Annotated in this window: 1 protein-coding gene; it reads left to right on the top strand. The window is 37.7% G+C overall.

Features of this window, described 5'->3' with window-relative positions; all coding sequences use genetic code 11:
• Positions 1-102: 102 nt before the first annotated feature.
• Positions 103-1,287: an IS256 family transposase gene (locus KI343_RS19755; RefSeq protein ID WP_212928116.1), complete on the top strand. Its 1,185-nt coding sequence runs from the start codon at positions 103-105 to the stop codon at positions 1,285-1,287.
• Positions 1,288-1,498 lie beyond the last annotated feature (211 nt).

Genomic DNA, 1,498 nt, shown 5'->3' with positions numbered 1-1,498 from the left:
GATGACGTACAATAGTCTGTGTAAGATGAATAAATAGGAAAGGTAAGGTTATCCTACCCTTTAGTTAATCACGACAAAAACTAAGAAGAGGAGACCTTACCCATGTCTACTAGTATAACTGATAATGACTTTTCTAAACAGATGGAAGAGCTAGTTTTAAAATTTGTTAAAGATAACCTGGAGTCTATTTTAAAAGAAGAAATGAAAAACTTCTTTGAAGTGGAACACCCTGAGCTAAAAAACAGTAAGAATGGTTTTTACGAACGTATTCTAGACACAAAATATGGTCGTATTGATGACCTAACGGTTCCTAGAGACCGTAAAGGGCACTTTCAGACGGCTTTATTTGACCCTTATCAGAGGCAGGAAAGATGGCTTGGAGAGACCATTATTACGATGTATCAAAAAGGATTCAGTACACGCGAACTAGGTAATTTTATTGAAAGGATATTAGGCAAATCCTATTCTCCTGCAACTATAAGTAATATTACCGATGTGGTTGTTGAAGATATTAAAGAATGGCAACAGCGACCTTTAAAGAAACGATATACTGTACTCTATTTAGACGGTACTTATCTGAAACTACGACGTCAGGATGTCGATAGTGAGGTTGTTTACGTCGTTGTGGGCATTACAGAGGATGGATTTAAAGAAATTGTTGGGTTTTATGTCGGAGGAAAAGAAAGCTCTTTAGGATGGAAAGAAGTTCTGTTTGACCTCCGGAATCGTGGACTTGAAGAGGTTCTATTGGGCGTTTTTGATGGGCTCACCGGACTGGAAAGTGCCTTTAAAGAGATTTATCCTCAAGCCGATGTACAGCGCTGTGTTGTGCATAAAGTTAGAAATACACTACACAGTATACGCAAAAAAGACAGGGAGGAATTAACAAAAGATTTAAAGAATGTATACAAAGCTGGATCAAAGGAAGAAGCTCTTGAACAGTTTGAGATATTTAAGAAGAATTGGAAAAGTATCTATCCAAAAGTTGTCCAATCGTGGGAGGAAGACTTATCTGTGCTTTTGACATTTTTCAAATATCCAAGAATTATCCGTCCTCAAATTTACACAACGAACACCATAGAACGTACTATGAAAGAGATTAAAAAACGCACAAAAACAATGAACAGTTTACCAAGCGAAAAAGCCGTAGAAAAAATCGTTTACCTGGTAGCAACAGACTACAACGAGAAATGGAACAAAAGAGGGATTACAGAGTTTCTATCAGCTAAATCGGAGATTCAAAAAATGTTTGATGAAAGATACGGAAAGAAAATGATAACTAAATAATTGATTAACTATTGGTAACCCTTACCTGACTAGCTATGATAAGGTTTTAGATGGAAGAGGTTTGACATGGAGACCCCTGTGGGCATGGTTCATAGGCCAAGACCCAACTATGGAAAAAAGCGTTGGCCTTACCACCAAGGCTACCATGCCCACTACTCCATGTAAAACCGGTGCACTTCCTGGGAATTTACACATACTTATTGACAGTACC

This window comes from Oceanobacillus sp. J11TS1 (genome assembly GCF_018333215.1).
GTDB lineage: Bacteria > Bacillota > Bacilli > Bacillales > Amphibacillaceae > Oceanobacillus.
The sequence above is the reverse complement of the archived record's forward strand: the minus strand, read 5'-3'. Positions and strand labels throughout refer to the sequence as shown.